Origin of the sequence: Vitreoscilla massiliensis, from assembly GCF_001457815.1 — a bacterium.
Taxonomy (GTDB): Bacteria; Pseudomonadota; Gammaproteobacteria; order Burkholderiales; family Neisseriaceae; genus Vitreoscilla; species Vitreoscilla massiliensis.
Map to the genome: position 1 here is coordinate 253,808 of NZ_LN898220.1, position 17,211 is coordinate 271,018.

Genomic DNA, 17,211 nt, shown 5'->3' on the forward strand with positions numbered 1-17,211 from the left:
TACAGGCCGCTTATTGGGCGACCTGTGTAATGATGGTATTAACGACAGCGGAAAGGACTGCCTTCAATGGGTTTACCAGATCGTGTTTCAACAATCACCTGTCTGGCACTGCGGTTGGCCTTACACAAAGTATCGACTGCCAAGTCCACCCCCTCTTTATTGGTGGTGATGTTGGTTTTACTGCTCAAGACTTGACCTGAGCTGTTCACCGCTTTAGCAGAATAATGTACTGGTCCGCCACCTGATTTACAGGCCGCTAATAAGAAACCCACTGCTATCAATGAAATGACCTGTTTCATAATCGTTCCTTTCACAGGCAGTCCTGCAACAACTTGCGTTGTTGCAGTTCCTGATTAGATGTCCAACAACAAACGAGCTGGATCTTCCAATGCGTCTTTAATGGCAACCAAAGTCAATACCGCTTCACGACCATCAATCAAACGGTGGTCATAAGACAATGCCAAGTACATCATAGGCAATACCACCACTTGACCATCTTCAACCATAGCGCGCTCTTTGGTAGCATGCATGCCCAAAATTGCCGCTTGTGGTGGGTTGATGATCGGAGTTGACATCATAGAACCGAAAGTTCCACCATTGGTAATGCTGAAAGTACCACCAGTTAAGTCTTCTAAAGCGATTTTACCGTCTTTGGCTTTCACTGCAAACTCTGCAATTTGTTTTTCAATGTCAGCCAATGACATTTGGTCGGCATTGCGCAAGATAGGCACAACCAAACCACGTGGGCTACCAATGGCCACACCGATGTCAAAGTAACCATGGTAAACCACGTCTTTGCCATCAATCGATGCATTCACCACTGGGAATTTTTTCAATGCAGCAACCGCAGCTTTAACAACGAAAGACATAAAGCCCAATTTCACATCATGTTCTTTTTGGAATTTGTCTTTGTATTTGTTACGCAAATCCATCACTGGTTTCATGTTCACTTCATTGAACGTGGTCAGGATGGCATTTTCAGATTGTGATTGCAACAAACGCTCAGCAACACGTTGACGCAAACGTGACATAGGCACACGTTGTTCAGGACGGTCACCCGCAATTTGTACAGTAGGGGTTGGGCTAACTGTTACAGTAGAGAAAGTGCTGTTAGCAGGTGCAGCAGCAGGAGCAGCACTTGCTTTGGCAACATCTTCTTTCAATACACGACCATCGCGGCCTGAACCTTGAATCGAAGCCACATCCACGCCTTTTTCTGCAGCCAATTTGGCAGCAGCAGGCATGGCCACGCCAGCTTGAGCATTGCTTTGTGGTGCAGCTTCAACCGCAGCAGCGGCTGCAGGAGCAGCTTCAGCAGCAGGAGCGGCATCGCCCGCTTTGGCAGCGGTGTCAATTTTGGCAATCAATTGGCCAGAAACCACAGTCGCACCATCTTGTTCTACGATTTCAACAATCACACCGGCTTGTGGTGCAGGCAATTCCAACACCACTTTGTCTGTTTCCAAATCAATGATGTTTTCGTCACGGGCAACGGCTTCGCCCACTTTTTTATGCCAAGTCATCAAGGTTGCTTCTGATACGCTCTCAGGCAATACCGGCACGGTAACTTCAATAATAGACATACTACATTCTCCTAATCAGGTGTGGCCACCAAGTGGCCTTAAACTTGGTGACTAAATCTTATGCTTCCAAATTAAACGCATCTTCAATCAATGCTTTTAACTGTGCCGCATGTTTGCTCATGTAACCCACTGCTGGGGACGCACTTGCTGGGCGGCCTGCAAAGAGTACTTTTTGTTTGTCAGTCGAAACCGCTTCAATGCGATGGCGAATTTGATACCACGCGCCTTGGTTTTTCGGTTCTTCCTGTGCCCACATGATTTCAGTGGCATTGCTGTAACGGCTTAATTCTGCGGCCAATACTTCGTATGGGAATGGGTACAATTGTTCTACGCGCACAATTGCCACTTCTTCTTCCATGCCACGTTCTTTGCGACCGGCAGCCAAATCGTAATACACTTGGCCAGCACACAACACAATGCGTTTGACTTTGGCATCATCACGCTCAACCGCATCCCCAATCACGGTACGGAAGCCCGAACCTTCGGTGAATTGGCTCAAATCACTCATAGAGTCTTTGAAGCGCAACAAGCGTTTAGACATGAAGATGACCAAAGGTTTGCGATATGGACGCAATACTTGACGGCGCAACACATGGAACATTTGTGAGGCTTCAGACATCATCACCACTTGCATATTGTGTTCTGAACACAATTGCAACCAGCGCTCTAAACGAGCCGATGAGTGCTCTGGGCCTTGACCATCATAGCCGTGAGGCAAAATCATGGTCAAACCACACAAACGACCCCATTTGGTTTCACCCGAAGCGATGAACTGGTCAATCGCCACTTGTGCACCATTGGCGAAGTCGCCGAACTGGCCTTCCCAAATCACCAATTGATCAGGAGCGGAACACGCAAAACCGTATTCATACGCCAAAACCGCTTCTTCATTCAAGATGGAATCGATGACCATGAAGTTGGCTTGGTTGTCAGACATATTGCGCAGTGGCACATAAGCACCCGCATCCCATTTTTCACGGTTTTGATCGTGCAATACCGCATGGCGATGTGAGAACGTACCACGGCCAGAGTCTTCACCGGAAATGCGCACACCATTGCCATTGGTCACCAAGCTGGCGTAAGCCAAGGTCTCAGCCATACCCCAATCAATCGGCATTTCACCCACGCCCATTTTCTTGCGGTTTTCCAACAATTTTTTCACGGTATTGTGCAATTGGAAGTCCGCAGGCACGGCGGTGAATTTTTCGGTTAAGCGTTGGATGTCGGCAGCTGGCAAAGCCGTTTCGGTTGGGTGAGCCCAATGGGTACCCATGTAAATTGACCAATCCAATGCGTGTTTGCGTTTGTAATCGGTTAATTTGGTTTGCTCTACATGCTCACCTTTGTCCAAGGCATCGCGGTAAGCCTTAATCAAATCTTCGCTCAACTCAGCTGGTACCACACCTTCTTTGGCCAATTTTTCGGCGTAAATGGCGCGTGAACCTGGGTGTTGCGAGATTTTTTTGTACATCATCGGTTGGGTCAAATAAGGATCGTCGCCCTCGTTATGGCCCAATTTACGGTAACATACCAAATCAATCACGATGTCTTTTTTGAACTGCATGCGGTAGTCCAAAGCGGCCTGCATCACATAGCACACTGCTTCTGGATCATCACCGTTGACATGGAAAATCGGTGCATCAATCATTTTCGCGATGTCAGTACAGTACAAGGTCGAACGGGTATCGCGGGTATCAGAGGTGGTGAAACCAATTTGGTTATTGATGACAATGTGTACAGTACCACCAGTGGTGTAACCACGGGTTTGTGACAAGTTGAACGTCCCTTGATTCACACCCAAGCCAATAAAGGCTGAGTCACCATGAATCAATACTGGCATCACTTGTTTTTGACCATCTTCACCACGACGGCGTTGACGGGCACGCACAGAACCTTCTACCACTGGATTCACAATTTCCAAGTGCGATGGGTTAAATGCCAAAGAGATGTGGATAGGACCATTTTCAGTTGGAATGTCCGAACTGAAACCATTGTGGTATTTCACGTCGCCACTAGGCAATTGTACGGTGTATTTGCCTTCAAATTCGCTGAACAAGTCTTTAGGCGATTTGCCCAAGATGTTCACCAACACATTCAAACGGCCACGGTGAGCCATGCCGATAACCACTTCTTCGACACCTTGGGTGCTGGAATTTTGAATCAAGTAATCCAAGGCCGGAATGGTGGATTCGCCACCTTCCAAAGAGAAGCGTTTTTGACCCACATATTTGGTATGCAAGTAGCGCTCTAAGGTTTCGGCAGCGGTGATTTTGCCCAAAATGCGTTTTTTGGTTTCCACATTGAAATGTGGGGTAGACAAGTCTTTTTCAAAACGGTCTTGCACCCAGTGTTTTTCTTCTGAGCGCGTAATGTGCATGTATTCGACACCGATGGTGCCGCAATATGTTTGTTGCAATTTGTTGATGATCTCAGACAACGGCAAACGGTCGTTGCTTGAGAAAGTGTTGGACACACTGAATTGCACTGCCATGTCTTCGGCAGTTAAACCATAAGTCGCAGGATCCAATTCTGAATAGTATTGTGAACCCATGCGTTGCAATGGATCGATGTTGGCGTGACGGGCACCCAAAACACGGTATGCAGAAACCAAGCGCAATACGGCCACTTGCTTTTTCATCGCATTCGCATCAAGTGCGACGCTGGCTGCATGTTGAGTTACAGGACGCTTAGCCATATCGACAAATGATTGTTGAATCGGCGCATGCGCTACATCTCGTGCAGCCGCTCCCGGTAAGGTTACGATTTCATCAAAGTATTGTTTCCAATGACTGTCGACCGAGCTAGGATCTTTCAAATACATTTCATACAGCTCTTCAATATATGGCGCATTGGAGCCATATAAGTAAGACAAGCCGATTTCTTCATTCATCATGGCAAAAGACCTTTATTGCTGTCTGTTGTTCAGACTATAAATTCATAAGACAGCACCGGCCTGTAAAGCCAGTGCTGTCACCACGCTATTAGCGTTGCGCTTCTGGTACGTAATCGCGACGTACTGAGCCTGTGTACAATTGGCGTGGACGGCCAATTTTGTACAATGGGTCAGCAATCATTTCATGCCAGTGGCTGATCCAACCTACGGTACGGGCCAAAGCAAAGATCACAGTGAACATAGACACTGGGATACCCAATGCAGACAATACGATACCAGAGTAGAAGTCTACGTTAGGGTACAATTTGCGTTCTACGAAGTATGGATCTTCCAAAGCGATTTTTTCTAATGCCATCGCCAATTTGAATTTAGGATCGTCATGCAAGCCCAACTCGTTCAATACTTCGTCACAAGTTTGTTTCATGATTTTCGCACGTGGGTCCATGTTTTTGTACACGCGGTGACCGAAGCCCATCAAGCGGTATTTGCGTTCTTTCACGCCTTCCATGAATTCAGCCACGTGTTCTACTGAACCGATTTCGTCCAACATTTTCAACACAGCTTCGTTGGCACCACCGTGAGCAGGGCCCCACAAGCAAGCGATACCAGCAGCAATGGCTGCAAATGGGTTGGTACCAGATGAACCAGCCAAACGTACGGTAGAAGTAGAAGCGTTTTGTTCGTGGTCTGCATGCAAGATGAAGATGCGATCCAAAGCTTTAACCAATACTGGGTTTGGTTTGTATTCTTCGCAAGGCGTAGAGAACATCATGTTCATGAAGTTCGCAGTGTAAGACAAGTCATTGCGTGGGAACACAAATGGTGCACCGATAGAATAACGGTAACACATGGCTGCGATGGTAGGGATTTTAGAAATCATGCGGTATTCAGCCACACGACGGTGGTCTGGATTGTTGATGTCCAAGCTGTCTTGGTAGAATGCAGCCAAAGCACCAACCACACCAGTCATCATCGCCATAGGGTGAGCATCGCGACGGAAACCACGGAAGAACCAAGTCAATTGTTCGTGTACCATGGTGTGTTTGGTGATGGTTTCAACAAACTCTTTGTGTTGTGCTTCTGTTGGCAATTCGCCGTAGATCAACAAATAGCAAGTTTCCAAGTAATCGCTGTTTTCAGCCAATTGCTCGATAGGGTAACCACGATAGTACAACTGACCTTTATCGCCATCGATAAAGGTGATTTTTGACTCGCAGCTTGCAGTAGAAGTGAATCCTGGGTCGAAAGTGAAGGTACCGGTTTCTTTCAACAAAGTACGGATATCAATTACATCAGGTCCCAAAGTACCTTCCATAACTGGAAAGGTTACTTCTTTGTCTTCTACTTTCAATGATGCTTGCTTGGTCATTTTATCTCCTTAGTGTTTCGGTTTCAGGCCGCTTACAAGCGGCCTGTAAGGGATTAAGCCGAACGAATCAGCGTAATGAGTGCTTGATATTTTTCATCAGGCACATCTTGGTAGCCATTGACGATGGCCCAAAAATCTTGATCTTGCCAATCCAGAATGTCACGGAAGATTTCCAGTTCACTCTCAGACAAAGTTTCAAAGCGACTTTGCATAAAGCGGGTCAGAACGATGTCCAGTTCTAATAAACCTCGTCTGGTCAAATAGCGTAAACGCCTTTTCTCGGCTTCGGTCATGTTATACCGCCCGTTTCAACATCATTTCTTTGATCTTACCGATGGCACGGGTCGGATTCAGATGTTTCGGACACACATCCACACAGTTCATGATGGTGTGACAACGGAACAAACGGTATGGGTCATTTAAGTTGTCCAAACGTTCATTGGTACGGGTGTCGCGGGTATCGGCAATAAAGCGATACGCATTGAGCAAACCAGATGGGCCCACGAATTTATCAGGATTCCACCAGAATGAAGGACAAGCAGTAGAACAACATGCGCACAAAATACATTCGTACAAGCCATCCAACTCTTTGCGTTCTTCTTGCGTTTGCAAGCGTTCACGTTCAGGTGCTGGTGTGTCATTCACCACGTATGGTTTGACAGAATGGTATTGGTTGAAGAATTGCGTCATGTCCACAATCAAATCGCGGATAATCGGCAAGCCTGGCAATGGGCGCAATTGAATCGGTTGTTTCAAATCACGAATGTTGGTCAAACATGCCAAGCCATTTTTACCATTGATGTTCATGCCATCAGAACCACAAATGCCTTCGCGGCAAGAACGACGGAAAGACAGGCTGTCGTCTTTGGCTTTCAATTTCACCAAAGCATCCAACAATTTCACGTCGGTTGGCTCAAGTTCCAACTCGTAGTCTTGCATGTACCACTTTTCATCCCGATCTGGGTTGAAGCGCATTACTTGAAATTTAAACAGTTCCATGAGGTATTCCTAAACTTTTATTAGTAAACGCGCTTGGCTGGTTCGATGTAATCGACCGTCAACGGTTTAGTATGTACAGGTTTGTAAGTCAACTGATTGCCGGCTGAATACCACAAGGTGTGTTTCATCCAATTCACATCATCGCGATCAGGATGGTCATCAGAAGCGTGGGCACCACGTGATTCTTTACGTGCTTCAGCAGAAACCAATGTTGCTTGCGCCACTTCAATCAAGTTTTCCAATTCCAAGGCTTCAGAACGGGCTGTGTTCCATACTTTGGATTTGTCTTTGATTTCGGTTTTGTGTACGCGCGCTACCAAAGCTTTGATTTTTTCCACGCCGTCTTTCAAGATGACATCGGTACGGAATACACCAGCGTGGCTTTGTACCAAGGCTTGCAACTCATTGCGCAAAGCATCAACGTCTTCACCACCAGTTTGGTTTTCCAAACGTTCCAAACGTTTGCGCGTGAATTCACCGGCATCGGCTGGCAAATCTTTCCACGTTTTTTGGGTTTGGATGTATTCAATCATGTGATCGCCAGCAGCTTTACCGAACACCACCAAGTCGAGCAATGAGTTGGTACCCAAGCGGTTAGCACCGTGCACAGAAGCACAAGCACACTCACCGGCTGCGTAAAAACCATTGACTGGAGTTTCAGGATTATCACCTTGAGGCACCACCACTTGACCGTGGTAGTTGGTAGGAATACCGCCCATCATGTAGTGGGTCGTTGGTACGACTGGGATAGGATCTTTAATTGGGTCTACGCCGGCAAAGTTAATCGCGATTTCGCGGATGCCTGGCAATTTTTCCATGATTTTGTCGGCGCCCAAGTGGTCTACTTTGAGCAATACGTGGTCTTTTTTCTTACCACAACCGCGACCTTCATGAATTTCCATCGCCATGGCGCGAGACACCACGTCACGAGAAGCCAAGTCTTTTACGGTAGGCGCATAACGTTCCATGAAACGTTCGCCATTGCAGTTAAGCAAAATACCGCCCTCACCGCGCACACCTTCAGTAATCAACACACCCGCACCGGCCACGCCAGTTGGGTGGAATTGCCAGAATTCCATGTCTTCCAAAGGAATGCCTGCACGCGCAGCCATGCCCAAGCCATCGCCTGTGTTCATGAAGGCATTGGTAGAAGAAGCATAAATACGACCGCCACCACCGGTGGCGAACAATACCGCTTTGGCATGCAAGATGAACACTTCACCTGTTTCCATTTCCAAAGCAGTCACACCAATCACATCACCGTGTTCGTCACGGATCAAGTCCAATGCCATCCATTCCACGAAGAATTGGGTATGGGCACGAACGTTTTGTTGGTACAAAGTGTGCAACATTGCGTGACCAGTACGGTCGGCCACGGCACAAGCGCGCTCTACCGCGCGTTTACCATGTTCTGCAGTATGTCCACCGAATGGACGTTGGTAGATTTTGCCGCTTTCAACGCGGTCAAAAGGCATACCCATGTGTTCCAATTCGATGACAGCATCAGGTGCTGCACGGGTCATGAATTCGATGGCGTCTTGGTCGCCCAACCAGTCCGAACCTTTAACGGTATCGTACATGTGCCAATCCCAACGGTCTTCTTGCACATTGCCCAAAGAAGCAGAAATACCACCTTGTGCCGCAACAGTGTGTGAACGGGTTGGGAATACTTTAGACAATACCGCTGTGTTCAGGCCGGCTTTAGAAGTTTGCAAGGCTGCACGTAAACCTGCACCACCGCCACCAACAATAACGGCATCAAAACGACGAACAGGATAACTCATGCTAACCCCCAAATAACTTTAAATGAATAAATAACACAACCAACCAACCAAAGAATGGTTGCCACATGCAAGGTCAAACGCAAACCGACAGATTTACTGATGTAATCCATCCACAAGTCGCGAATACCAACCCAAGCATGCAATGCCACCGCGATAAAGGTAATTTGCGTGAACAAACGTACCCAACCTTGGGTAAAGAATGCACGCCAAGCTTCATATTCGTGTGGCAATGTAAATAAGATAACGAGCATGGCAATGGTGTAAATCACCATGATGACCGCGGTGATGCGTTGCATTGCCCAATCGCGCAAACCGTAATGGGCACCTGTTAATTTGCGTTCTACCATAACAAGGCTCCTAAAATCACAGTCAAAATCAAAGCAGCGCCAAACACCACTTTAGCAGTCGTACGCGCAGTATTCAGTTCCAAACCTTTGTGCATATCCAAGAACAAAAAGCGGATACCAGCCAAGAAGTGGTGCAAATATGCCCACAACAAACCCAACAATAACAATTTAATGATTGGATTGCTTACCAAGCTTTGGTATTGATTAAACGCTTCTTCAGTACTCAGAGTTCCTGCGAATAAACACAATAACAATGGCAAGCAAATGAATAAGCCCACACCACTGACCCTGTGTAGAATGGACACAATCCCAGGAATCGGTAGACGTGTCTTCACAACGTCTATATAGACAGGTCTTTGTTTATGCATTGAGGGGTTCCTTAAAAAAACTGCGTAAGTTTATTAAATAAAACAAGTTTTTAAATTTAATGCCAATGAATACATTAATTTACGCCAGCGCAATTTACTCTTTTTTAAACACCATGAAAAGGTTTCATTGCAGAATTCAGACAATGGAGTTAGCAGATAAATTCAATTGATAATGACGTGTAAGTATGTACCTGCGCTTTAACATCATCATCTCGCCATTGGCATCGGTCTTTTTTATCTGCATGTACAACACCGGTTCTTCCGCAGACACCTTCAACACACTTGCCAATTCAGCATTCAAACCACCCACACTGGCCATACAACTTAAGTGGTTCAATCTGACTTCATACTCTTTCAGCAACAAACTCTCGATGCTGAGTCGGGTAATCAATTGCCGTCGATTCAAATCTTGTAGGCGTTCATAAGGCAAAAACACCTCATCTAAGGCAACGGTATTGATTTGGTGTCGCCACAAAACCAGCACCTTCCACACCAGTGGGTTTGCTGCACGCAAATGCAATAAATCACTGATTTCATTACCCGCATGTACTGCCACCACACTGAGCACCTCACTTTTTGGGAACACACTGTGAGACTCTTTTTCAAACATGCCCACCAAACCGAAGAGTCCCCAGTCACCATATTGATCGGCGACAAAAGTACCTACTCCTTGTTGGCGATACAGAATCTGTTTGAACACCAATTCATCCAAGCCTTTACGTACCGTGCCTTGGCTCACTTCAAGCTTTTTCGCCAATTGCCATTCGGTTGGAATGGCTTGATGCGGCCTGTAATTGCCTGCAGCAATTTGTTGCATGACGTAATCAGCAACTTGAGCATACAAAGGATTTCGAGTCGGTGGTTTTGGCATGGCAGTATTGTAACGCCTGAAATTAAAAAGTAAATTATGTCTTATATAAGATATAAGTCATTTAACTAAATCTAACTAAATATATTAATAAAATCTTTTACGCGAGCGGCCAAGTTTTGCTATGATTCAGGTCGGCTCGAACCGCCATGCCATGTAAACTTATGTGACTGAAAAAGACGGTATCGATACTAAATTGTCGTAACTCGTTATTCATACGTGGAGATAGAAATGAAAGCACCTGTACGTGTTGCTGTAACCGGCGCAGCTGGTCAAATTGGTTATGCCTTATTGTTCCGCATCGCAAGCGGCGAAATGTTAGGCAAAGACCAACCTGTTATTTTGCAATTATTGGATTTGCCACAAGCGCAAAATGCCGTTAAAGGCGTGATGATGGAATTGCAAGACTGTGCATTCCCATTGTTGGCAGGCATGGTTGCGACTGACGACCCAGAAGTGGCCTTCAAAGATGCACAAGTTGCCATCTTGGTAGGTGCTCGCCCACGTTCAAAAGGCATGGAACGTGCCGATTTGTTGGCAGCCAATGCTGAAATCTTTACCGTTCAAGGCGCAGCTTTGAACAAAGTGGCTGACCGCGGCGTGAAAGTATTGGTAGTAGGCAACCCTGCTAACACCAATGCTTACATCGCGATGAAATCTGCTCCAGATTTAAATCCTAAAAACTTCACTGCCATGTTGCGCTTAGACCACAACCGTGCCTTGAGCCAAATTGCCGAAAAAACCGGCAAAGCCGTTGGCGACATCCAAAAATTGTGTGTTTGGGGTAACCACAGCCCTTCTATGTACGCTGACTACCGTTTTGCTACCATCAATGGCGAAAACGTTAAAGACTTGATCAATGATCAAGACTGGAACGCCAACGTATTCTTGCCTACAGTAGGCAAACGTGGCGCCGCCATCATCGAAGCCCGTGGCTTGTCTTCTGCTGCTTCTGCTGCCAATGCTGCCATCGACCACATCCACGACTGGTGGTTGGGTACTGACGGTGCTTGGGTGACCATGGGCATTCCTTCAGATGGCTCTTACGGCATCCCAGAAGGCACCATGTTCGGCTTCCCAGTGACTTGTGCTAACGGTGAATACCAAATCGTTGAAGGCTTGGAAATCGACGCATTCAGCCAAGAACGCATCAATATCACTTTGGCCGAATTGGAAGAAGAAAAAGCTGGCGTGGCTCATTTGTTGAAATAAGTTCGCAAGTTTGAAAAAAGCCGCTCATTGAGCGGCTTTTTTATTATGCTAAATTACTCACAGTTGATATAGTCACGTGGCATGCCATTATCCTTGGCAGCAATCTCGCCAGGTTTTTGACAGACCATCACGTATGAAAAACGTTCACCTATCAATTTATTGGTATCGTAGTCTGTGGATATTTTGATTGTTTTCAAGGTTTCACTCTGCACTCCGAATGAAAATCTAAAACAACCTTTACTGTGATGTTTAAATACAAATTCTTTCCACCCCACCGTCTTATTCTCTGGACAGCTGATGGAAGGATACTGACTCAAATTAATTTGTACACCCTCCACATCACCAATCATCTTTCTGACACCTGGTTTACCTTTAATTTCTTCTAAAACCGCATTTCTTAATTGTAAATATTGATAGCCACAATATGCTGCATAAACAAATGCGGCCAGTAACACAAAATTGATTATCCCCCGTAAACTCATCATTCCCCCCTATTTGATCCCTGTACCATCTTAAATATAAACAAACGACAATCCAATTTGCCGTTAAACAATGGAACTTTGCGGGCTGGTTTTAAACGCAAACCACCAGGCAAACCCATGTCGGCACTGATTAAAGCCACTTGCCAGCCATGAAACTGTTGTTTCAGGACGCCTCCCAATTGTGGATAAAATCCGCGCAAAAAATGCTCATCTTCTAAGCGTATTCCATACGGTGGATTGGACACCACCACCCCTGTTGCCGCCGCTGCAGTCGCCTTGGTCACATCTTGTACTTTAAATGCCAACACATCATCCACACCGGCTTGATGTGCATTCCCTAAGGCAGCCTTGATGACCTGTCTGTCCACATCAGCGGCCTGTAAACTGGCCACTGGGGCAATGACTTCGGCCAAAGCTTGTTGTTTGATTTTTGACCACACCTCGGCTTGAAACCCTTGTAACTTTTCAAAGCCAAAACGACGATACAAACCCGGTGCTTGGTGTTTGGCAATTAAAGCTGCCTCAATGGCAATGGTGCCACTGCCGCACATCGGGTCAATAAATGCTTGGCTGCCATCGTAACCTGCCAACATCAACAAACCTGCAGCCAAATTTTCGCGCAACGGCGCTTCACCGGTTTCATCGCGGTAGCCACGCTTGAACAAGGCTTCGCCACTGGTGTCTAGCATGATGCGTGCCTGTGTGCCTTCTACAAAGGCGTGGATGCGCACATCGGGAAACATTTTATCGACGCTAGGGCGTTTGCCGCAGGCTTCACGGAACACATCACACACCGCATCTTTGATTTTCAAACCCAAGATATCGATGCGTTTAAACGGTGTGCGTTTGCCGGTAACATTCATTTTAATGCTGTCATTCACCTCAAACCAATCGCTCCACACCACTTTTCTCGCCAATTGGTACATCTGGTCTTCACGCGCGCACACGCCACGTATCAACTCAATCAATACCCGCGAAGCGACGCGAGAACGCAAGTTGATTTGGTACACTTGCTCCCAACTTCCCACGCAATCCACGCCGCCATCGACAGCGCGTATCTGTTGCAATGCCAAGGCATTCAACTCACCAACCAAAACCTCTTCCAAACCACGTGGACACGTAATAAAAATTTTAAGTGCAGCCATAACCAAACTTTGTGACAAAATAGCGCTTTATTGTAACTGAATCACACCATGTCATTGGAATCATTTGCGCCAAATTTGCCACTTTCGCACTTTTCTCACACATTAATCACTTGGCAGCAACAATGTGGCCGCCACAACCTGCCTTGGCAACAAACCGATGCGTATTTGGTATGGGTGTCAGAAATCATGTTGCAGCAAACCCAAGTCAGCACGGTTTTGGACTATTACCTCAGATTCATTGCCCGCTTTCCGAATGTGCAAGCCTTGGCCGATGCGCCCATAGACGATGTCACCGCCTTGTGGGCCGGCTTGGGCTATTACAGCCGCGCGCGCAATTTGCACCATGCAGCGCAACAAGTGCGCGATGATTTTGGCGGCGTGTTTCCCAGCCAACGTCAGCAATTAGAGACCTTAAAAGGTGTGGGACGCAGCACCGCCGCCGCCATTGCCGCGTTTGCGTTTCAAGAACGTGAGACCATACTCGATGGCAATGTCAAACGGGTGTTGTGCCGCTTGTTTGCGCTGTATGGCAATCCGCAAGACAAGGCGTTTGAAAACAGTTTGTGGAACTTGGCCGAGCAATTATTGCCTGCAGCGCCTGCAGACATGCCCAGTTATACCCAAGGCTTGATGGATTTGGGCGCCACTGTGTGCACACGCAGCAAACCCAAATGTGAGGTTTGCCCAATGCAAACATTGTGTTTGGCACATGAGCGTGGTTTAACTGCCGAATTACCCGTCAAAAAGACCAGTGTTAAAGTCAAACAAATGCCAGTTTATTGGTTGTGCGTCATCGACCATCAGCAACGCATCTTATTGGAAAAGCGGCCTGTAAGCGGCATTTGGAGCCAATTGTATTGCCCTCCAATGGTAGAGGTAGAAACATGGTCCACATGGCTGGCCGAACGCGGCATAGGCGCGGCAGCCCTAAACTACCTAGACCCCATCACCCACAAACTCACCCACCGCGCCATGAGCATCACCATCGCTATCGCTCGCAGCAACAGCGATATTGCAGTCACGGAAACCGGCCAGTTTTATGCCTTACAGGCCGCATTAAGCCTTGGTTTACCCAAACCTTTACAGAATATTTTGCCACAATTATTAACCTAATTTAACCGATTCCAACTATTAGTTCTTTTAGATGCAATACTTAAGCAATAACGAAACTCAGTTATGCCAAAATCATATAAAGTTTGCGGTATAATGCTGTTCGAGCTTTCCGAATACAGTATTTTCCAGAACATGGAGCAGAGATGGTATCCCTCACCCGAGTCAATTCACCAGAACAAACGCTGACTCCGCAACAGTGGCTGGGGCATTTCAGTAACAAGTTCTCTGGTGAGGATTTGGACTTACTGAAAGGCGCTTTGGAATTGGCGCAAGAGTATTATCCTGCCGATGCCAAAACCCAAATGGGCGAACCCATGCTGTCGCATGTCTTGAGTGCGACGTACTTCGTCGATGAAATGCACATATTCGCCGATGCCTTGGCCGCCACCGTCTTATCCGCTTTACCGGTTTACTGCAAAAACTGGCAAGAGCTTACCATCCAAAAATGCAATGCCAACATCGCGCGCTTGGTCGAAGGCATAGACCAAGTACAAAAGCTGACCAAATTCGCCAACATCGAAAAAATCAATACACCTGAAGAACATCAGCAACAAGCCGAATCCATGCGCAAAATGCTGATTGCGATGGTGTCGGACATTCGCGTGGTGTTAATCAAATTGGCCATGCGCACGCGCACCATGCACTTCATGGCCAGCATCCCCGACAGCGATTTGAAACGCGAAATCGCCAAAGAAACCTTGGACATTTTCGCACCCTTGGCCAACCGTTTGGGCGTGTGGCAATTGAAATGGTTGCTGGAAGACTTGGGCTTTCGCTACCAAAACCCCGAAGCCTATAGCCGCATCGCCAAGCTGTTGGATGAAAAGCGCACCGAGCGCATGGAATACATCAACAATGTGGTTGGCATCATCGAGCGCGAATTAGAGCGCCTGAACATCCACTGCGAGGTGGCTGGTCGCCCCAAACACATTTACTCCATCTACAAAAAAATGACCAAGAAAAAGCTCGATTTTTCTGGTCTGTACGACATACGCGCGGTGCGGGTCTTGGTCGACACCGTCCCGCAATGCTATACCACCCTCGGCATCATCCACAGCATGTGGCAACCGATACCGGGCGAGTTTGACGACTACATCGCTCACCCCAAATCCAATGATTACCAAAGTCTGCATACCGTCGTTGTCGGTCCCAAAGACAAAGGGGTGGAAATCCAAATCCGCACCTTCGACATGCATCAATTTGCTGAGTTTGGCGTGGCGGCGCACTGGCGTTACAAAGAAGGCGGCGAAGGCGACAAGGCTTACGAGCAAAAAATCTCGTGGCTCAGACAATTATTGGAATGGCGCGAAAACGTTGCCGACAATGACAAGGCCGACAATTTGGCCGAAGCCTTCCAAACCGAATTGTTCAACGACACCATTTATGTGCTTACCCCGCACGGCAAAGTCTTGTCTTTGCCCGTGGGCGCGACGCCAATAGATTTTGCCTACGCCGTGCACACCGATTTGGGTCACCGCTGCCGTGGCGCCAAAGTTAACGGTCAAATCGTGCCTTTGTCGACGCCACTGGAAAACGGCCAACGTGTGGAAATCATCACCGTCAAAGAAGGCCATCCATCGGTCAACTGGTTGCTGGATGGTTGGGTAAAATCATCCAAAGCCACCAGCAAAATCCGCGCTTACATCCGCGCACAAAACTCGGAAGCGGTGCGGGAAAATGGCCGCACGATTTTGGACAAGCAATTGAACAAATTGTCGATGCGTCCGAATTTGCAGCATTTGTGTGAGGCCTTGGGCTATACCAAGCTGGATGATTTGTATCTGGCCTTGGGTCATGGCGAAGTCACGCCGCGCACCATCAGCAATGCCGCCACCCAATTGATGCGGCCTGAAGAAACCACCACCGAGTTTACCGAAGCCAATATCGTGCGCAAAAGCCGCGCCCAAACCGATAAAAGCGGTGTATTGGTCGATGGCGAAGGCGGCTTGCTCACCTTCTTGGCCAAATGCTGTAAACCCGCGCCACCAGACGCGATTGCCGGCTTTGTTACCAAAGGCCGCGGCATTTCCGTGCACCGACAAAACTGCGCCGCCTACCAAAACTTGGCGCAAATGAACCCAGACAAAATCGTGTCCACACAATGGAGCGAACTCAAATCTGGGCAAGTGTTCCCCATCGACATCGAAATCACCGCCCGCGACCGCAATGGCTTGCTGCGCGATGTTTCCGAAGCGTTCTCGCGTAACAAACTTAACGTCATCGGTGTGAACACCATCACCAAAGACGCGTTGGCGACCATGCGCTTTACCGTGGAAATCAAGCAAGTAGAAGAATTGCCACGGGTGATGAGCAACCTCAGCGATGTCAAAGGTGTGTACACCGTCAACCGTTTGTAAGTTTGCGCTGGTAGATAAAAAAGCGGCCTGTAAATCCATTACAGGCCGCTTTCATCTTTATATAAAACCGATTAAGACTTATTCGTCGTCTTCCACATCTTCATCGGTGCCGCGAATGATGAGTAAAGGCAAAGTGGTTTGGCGCATCACGGTTTCGGCGAAACTGCCCATTAACAAGTGCATCAAGCCGGTGCGGCCGTGGGTGCCCAATACCAACAAGTCGGCATTGTTCGTACCCGCGTAGTCCACCAATTGTTGCGCCATGTCACGTGCGCCTTTCACCGATACGGTGATGTGGCGTTGGATGTCGGTCGCGCCCAAAGACTTGGCCAAGGCTTCGGCTTTGTTCAACACATTTTCGGCATTGGCCAAAGCGGTGGCTTCATAACTGTCTTCTTGCAAAAATTCTGGAGCCAAAGCCATGTATTCGGTTGGGTTGGCAATGTTCACCAAAGTGATTTTGCTGGCAGACTTGTCGGCAATTTCAACTGCATGGCGCAAAGCTTTCAGGGAAGTATTGCTGCCGTCGATGGCAACCACCAAGTGTTTGTACATAATCGACTCCTTTTTGACGCGTGTGACTTGATTAAGAAATGGGTTGTGCGTTTCAACTACAGTATAATCACAACTTAATGCACTACCTAGTTACATTGCATGAAATTTACCGTTTATTTGACTTGGCTTAACTGAT

16 protein-coding genes are annotated in these 17,211 nt (G+C 47.4%); 3 read left to right on the top strand and 13 right to left on the bottom strand.

Annotation, left to right across the window (positions count from 1 at the left end; genetic code table 11):
• Positions 1-38 precede the first annotated feature (38 nt).
• From BN3003_RS09965 to BN3003_RS10010, 10 genes are all read right to left on the bottom strand, one after another.
• Complete coding sequence (locus BN3003_RS09965; RefSeq protein ID WP_058356506.1) at positions 39-299, bottom strand: hypothetical protein; 261 nt, start codon at positions 297-299, stop codon at positions 39-41.
• Between the two features lie 54 nt (positions 300-353).
• Positions 354-1,583, bottom strand: coding sequence for a 2-oxoglutarate dehydrogenase complex dihydrolipoyllysine-residue succinyltransferase (gene odhB / locus BN3003_RS09970; protein ID WP_058356507.1), 1,230 nt, complete (start codon positions 1,581-1,583; stop codon positions 354-356).
• Positions 1,584-1,641: 58 nt separating this feature from the next.
• Positions 1,642-4,476, bottom strand: coding sequence for a 2-oxoglutarate dehydrogenase E1 component (locus tag BN3003_RS09975; protein ID WP_058356508.1), 2,835 nt, complete (start codon positions 4,474-4,476; stop codon positions 1,642-1,644).
• A gap of 88 nt (positions 4,477-4,564) precedes the next feature.
• Positions 4,565-5,845, bottom strand: a complete 1,281-nt coding sequence (gene gltA / locus BN3003_RS09980; protein ID WP_058356509.1) for a citrate synthase — start codon at positions 5,843-5,845, stop codon at positions 4,565-4,567.
• Positions 5,846-5,898: 53 nt separating this feature from the next.
• On the bottom strand, positions 5,899-6,138 hold the full coding sequence (locus BN3003_RS09985) for an FAD assembly factor SdhE (RefSeq protein ID WP_058356510.1): 240 nt from the start codon (positions 6,136-6,138) through the stop codon (positions 5,899-5,901).
• A gap of 1 nt (position 6,139) precedes the next feature.
• Positions 6,140-6,844, bottom strand: coding sequence for a succinate dehydrogenase iron-sulfur subunit (locus tag BN3003_RS09990; protein ID WP_058356511.1), 705 nt, complete (start codon positions 6,842-6,844; stop codon positions 6,140-6,142).
• A 20-nt stretch (positions 6,845-6,864) separates the two neighbouring features.
• On the bottom strand, positions 6,865-8,628 hold the full coding sequence (sdhA, locus tag BN3003_RS09995; protein ID WP_058356512.1) for a succinate dehydrogenase flavoprotein subunit: 1,764 nt from the start codon (positions 8,626-8,628) through the stop codon (positions 6,865-6,867).
• The gene (gene sdhD, locus BN3003_RS10000) at positions 8,625-8,975 is read right to left on the bottom strand and encodes a succinate dehydrogenase, hydrophobic membrane anchor protein (protein WP_058356513.1); all 351 of its coding nucleotides are present in this window, start codon (positions 8,973-8,975) and stop codon (positions 8,625-8,627) included. The genes sdhA and sdhD overlap by 4 nt, the downstream gene beginning before the upstream one ends.
• Positions 8,969-9,343, bottom strand: a complete 375-nt coding sequence (sdhC, locus tag BN3003_RS10005) for a succinate dehydrogenase, cytochrome b556 subunit (RefSeq protein WP_058356514.1) — start codon at positions 9,341-9,343, stop codon at positions 8,969-8,971. Before sdhC ends, sdhD begins: the two co-directional genes overlap by 7 nt.
• 136 nt (positions 9,344-9,479) lie before the next feature.
• The gene (locus BN3003_RS10010; protein ID WP_082625630.1) at positions 9,480-10,214 is read right to left on the bottom strand and encodes a GntR family transcriptional regulator; all 735 of its coding nucleotides are present in this window, start codon (positions 10,212-10,214) and stop codon (positions 9,480-9,482) included.
• Between the two features lie 228 nt (positions 10,215-10,442).
• Between BN3003_RS10010 and BN3003_RS10015 the strand changes: the two genes are divergently transcribed.
• Positions 10,443-11,423, top strand: coding sequence for a malate dehydrogenase (locus BN3003_RS10015; protein WP_058356516.1), 981 nt, complete (start codon positions 10,443-10,445; stop codon positions 11,421-11,423).
• Between the two features lie 53 nt (positions 11,424-11,476).
• Here the strand turns inward: BN3003_RS10015 and BN3003_RS10020 are convergent, their stop codons facing one another.
• Positions 11,477-11,908 (bottom strand): hypothetical protein, encoded by a 432-nt coding sequence (locus tag BN3003_RS10020; RefSeq protein ID WP_147645406.1) that lies wholly within the window; start codon positions 11,906-11,908, stop codon positions 11,477-11,479.
• Positions 11,905-13,050 (bottom strand): THUMP domain-containing class I SAM-dependent RNA methyltransferase, encoded by a 1,146-nt coding sequence (locus tag BN3003_RS10025; RefSeq protein WP_058356518.1) that lies wholly within the window; start codon positions 13,048-13,050, stop codon positions 11,905-11,907. Before BN3003_RS10025 ends, BN3003_RS10020 begins: the two co-directional genes overlap by 4 nt.
• 48 nt (positions 13,051-13,098) lie before the next feature.
• Here BN3003_RS10025 and mutY point away from each other — a divergent pair, with 48 nt between their 5' ends.
• Positions 13,099-14,163 carry an A/G-specific adenine glycosylase gene (mutY, locus tag BN3003_RS10030; RefSeq protein ID WP_058356519.1) on the top strand — a complete coding sequence of 355 codons (1,065 nt, stop codon included), beginning with the start codon at positions 13,099-13,101 and terminating at the stop codon, positions 14,161-14,163.
• A gap of 143 nt (positions 14,164-14,306) precedes the next feature.
• Positions 14,307-16,520 carry a RelA/SpoT family protein gene (locus tag BN3003_RS10035; RefSeq protein ID WP_058356520.1) on the top strand — a complete coding sequence of 738 codons (2,214 nt, stop codon included), beginning with the start codon at positions 14,307-14,309 and terminating at the stop codon, positions 16,518-16,520.
• A gap of 78 nt (positions 16,521-16,598) precedes the next feature.
• Here BN3003_RS10035 and BN3003_RS10040 read toward each other — a convergent pair whose 3' ends face one another.
• Positions 16,599-17,075: a universal stress protein gene (locus tag BN3003_RS10040; RefSeq protein ID WP_058356521.1), complete on the bottom strand. Its 477-nt coding sequence runs from the start codon at positions 17,073-17,075 to the stop codon at positions 16,599-16,601.
• Positions 17,076-17,211: the final 136 nt, after the last annotated feature.